Below are 3,054 nucleotides of genomic sequence, written 5' to 3'. Positions count from 1 at the left end.
TTCCTACGTCCACGTGCACTTCGCGGGCTACCCCGAGGTGGCGGCGCGGCTGGTCGCGGCGGCCTCCGGCGCGTAGGCCAAACCTGCACGCGGAGGATCAGCGGAGGCGGGGGTACGGAACTGCCTGGATGATGGCATTTCCGCCATCATGATGTCATTTCCGTGCCTGACCTCCCGGGTCCCCCCGCGCGCGCCGACGGCTACCCCGCCAACGGGATGCCCTCGGCCGCGAACGCTTCGTCGAACGTGAAGATCGCGCGGCACTCGCGCAGGCGGATCACCTCGACGCTGATGCGGTCGACCAGGCTCTCACCCTCGCGCGGCGAGGCGAGCCAAGCAGCCACCGCGCGCGCGTGGAGCGCCTCGTCGACCCAGACGACCGTCACCAGAGGAAGGATCGCCTCGTGGAGCGCCCGCACCGCCTCCAGACCAAGCCGGTGCTGGATCAGGGCGAGCGCCTCGAGCAGGACGTAGTTGTGGGTCAGGAGCGCTTCCCCGCCGTGCACGATGTGCGTCCAGATCGCCCGGGCCGCGCGATGGTTCCGGTCGTCGCGATCGAGGAGCGCGTAGAGGGCAGGGCTATCGATGAAAATCATTCTTGGGGCACCTCGGGAGAGCGGGGCGCCTCTTGCGTGGAGCCGAACGCTTCCGCCAGGTAGCGGTCGTGCTTCCGGGAAGTCTCCCGCCGGCGCGAGGAGAACTTGCCGATCACCGCCGCCGCGCGCGCCAGGGCCCTCGGGCGGTCCGGCATCGAGCGGAGCAGGTAGAGGTCGACGGCTTCGCGCACCAGCCGGGCCACGGAGACGTGGCGCAGCTCGGCGATCTGCCGCAGATTGCGTACCTGCTTTTCCGTCAGCTGGACCTGCATGCGGACCATCGGCCTCACCCTCCGCACGAGCGCACATACAGGGTTGGGGTCACCGCTCCAAGAATAGCACTCATGATGGCATTTCTGCCATCATGATGGCATTTCCGCGCCGCGTCTCCGGAGCACCCCCGCGCGCTCCCAAACGGTAGCCGCCCCGCCCTGCCCCGCCCCACTCCGTCCGCACCTTACCGCCCCGCCGCCGCGCCACCGGCAGCCCCCGCGTCACCGACAGCCGCCTCGCCCTCGGCGCCCTGCGCCCCCCGCGTCACCGCCCGCAGGTGAAAGAGCGCCCGCACCGCGAAGATCAGGAACGGCACCACGCCCAGCGCGATGAAGACCGTGTCCGGCACGATCCGCAGCCAGAGCAGCGCGTGCACCAGCGGCTCCTGGTAGAAGGCCAGCGACCGCGCCGCGAAGAAGCCGCTCCGGAACGCCTCCGCCAGCTGCAGGAAGCCCACCGGCAGGAGCGTCATCACGATCATCCCGACCAGCCCCGCGTTCAGCCCCCAGAACGAGAGCCGCAGCAGCCGCTCGTGGCGGGCCCAGGCGGCCGGCTCGACGACGTTCCGCAGCGCGAAGAGCGCCAGCGCGATGGCGAACATGCCGTAGACGCCCATCAGCGCCCCGTGCGCGTGCGCCAGCGTCAGCCAGGAGCCGTGCTCGAAGTAGGCCACCACCGGCAGGTTGATCAGGAAGCCCAGCACGCCCGCGCCCACCAGGTTCCAGACGCCCGTCGCCACCAGGAAGCGGAAGGCGTCGGCGTAGGCGAAGCCCCGCCCGCCGCGCCGGAGCACCCGCACCTGCTCCCACGCCTCGCCGATCAGGAGCGTCAGCGGGATCACCTCGAGCGCCGAGAAGACCGCGCCCAGGCCGATCCACATCTCCGGCGCGCCGATCCAGTAGTAGTGGTGGCCGGTGCCGACGATCCCCGAGCCCAGCAGGATGGCGAACTGGAAGTAGAGCGCGCGCACCGTCGAGCGGCGCGTCGCCAGCCCCAGGTGGACCATCAGGAAGCCGATCACCGCCACCGCGAACGTCTCGAACATCCCCTCCACCCAGAGGTGGATCACCCACCAGCGCCAGTAGTCCGAGAAGGTGACGCTCACCCCCGGGTTGACCAGGAAGCCGAAGACGTAGAAGGCCGGGATGGTCACGGCCGTGTAGAAGAGGAGGTGCGTCAGCCCGCCCCGGTCCGACTCCGCGCGGAGCGCCGGCTTCAGCGCGCGGTAGACGATGGCGAGCCAGATCAGCATGCCGGCGAAGAGGAGGATCTGCCAGAGCCGCCCCAGCTCGAGGTAGTTCCAGCCCTGGTTGCCGAGCCAGAACCAGAGCCGCCCGAAGACGTTCCGGACGCCCAGCCACTCGCCGAGGAGGCTTCCCAGCGTCACCACGACCAGGGCGCCGAAGAGGAGGTCGACCAGGAGCCCCTGCCGGCGCGGCTCCTTCCCGCTCACCAGCGGCGCGATGTAGAGCCCCATGCCCAGCCAGGCGGTGGCGATCCAGAGGACGGCCAGCTGCAGGTGCCAGGTCCGCGCCACGTTGTAGGGGAACCAGGAACCGATCTCGAGGCCGTAGAAGCGCGTCCCCTCCACGTAGGAGTGCGCCATGTAGGCGCCCATCAGCGTCTGCAGCAGAAAGAGGACGGCCACCACCGCGAAGTACTTGGCCGTCTTCCTCTGGCTCGGCGTCACAGGAAGCGACCCCGGATCGAGCGCCGCCGCCTCCTCCGGCGCCCGCATCTGCATCCCCAGGTTCTTGGCGAAGTACCAGTAGAAGATGCCGCCGAAGGCGAGGATGAGGAGCGCCACGCTGGCCGCGCTCCACCAGAGCGCCGGCCAGGCGACGGTGTTCCCGGCCGCCGGGTCGTACGGCCAGTTGTTCGTGTAGCTCGCCGGCGTCCCCGGCCGCTCCGCCGCGCTCACCCAGGCGGTCCAGAAGAAGAAGTCGCCCAGGTCGCGCAGGTCGCCCGCCGAGGCGCCGGTCAGCGCATCGGCAGGAAGCGCCTGCGCCGGCCGCCCGTTCCGGAAGAGCTGCGCCGTGGCGGCCCGGACCGCCTCGAGCCCCTGCACCTCGCCGGCGCTCAAGCGGAGCGTCTTCGTCGCCGGGTCGTACCGGTTCGTCTTCAACTCCTGCGCCACCGCCGCGTCCACCGCCGCCTTCTCCCCGGCGTCGAGCCCGGCGTACGC

The 3,054-nt window shown here is 70.6% G+C and carries 3 protein-coding genes; all 3 read right to left on the bottom strand.

What is annotated here, in order from left to right; genetic code table 11:
• Positions 1–200: 200 nt before the first annotated feature.
• Positions 201–596, bottom strand: coding sequence for a PIN domain-containing protein (locus QJR14_09245; protein MDI3317784.1), 396 nt, complete (start codon positions 594–596; stop codon positions 201–203).
• On the bottom strand, positions 593–877 hold the full coding sequence (locus tag QJR14_09240) for a CopG family transcriptional regulator (protein MDI3317783.1): 285 nt from the start codon (positions 875–877) through the stop codon (positions 593–595). Before QJR14_09240 ends, QJR14_09245 begins: the two co-directional genes overlap by 4 nt.
• Before the next feature lie 176 nt (positions 878–1,053).
• On the bottom strand, positions 1,054–3,054 hold a 2,001-nt coding region (locus QJR14_09235; GenBank protein ID MDI3317782.1), incomplete at its 5' end, for a cbb3-type cytochrome c oxidase subunit I.

The sequence above is a fragment of the Bacillota bacterium genome, assembly GCA_029961055.1.
Taxonomy (GTDB): Bacteria; Bacillota; Sulfobacillia; order JAIMAT01; family JAIMAT01; genus JAIMAT01.
Note: the sequence above shows the minus strand (reverse complement) of the source record. Positions and strands in the feature narration are given on the sequence as shown.

Coding starts and splice junctions, on each gene's coding strand:
- QJR14_09245 (MDI3317784.1), bottom strand. CDS start 596: ATGATTTTCATCGATAGCCCTGCCCTCTACGCGCTCCTCGATCGCGAC.
- QJR14_09240 (MDI3317783.1), bottom strand. CDS start 877: ATGGTCCGCATGCAGGTCCAGCTGACGGAAAAGCAGGTACGCAATCTG.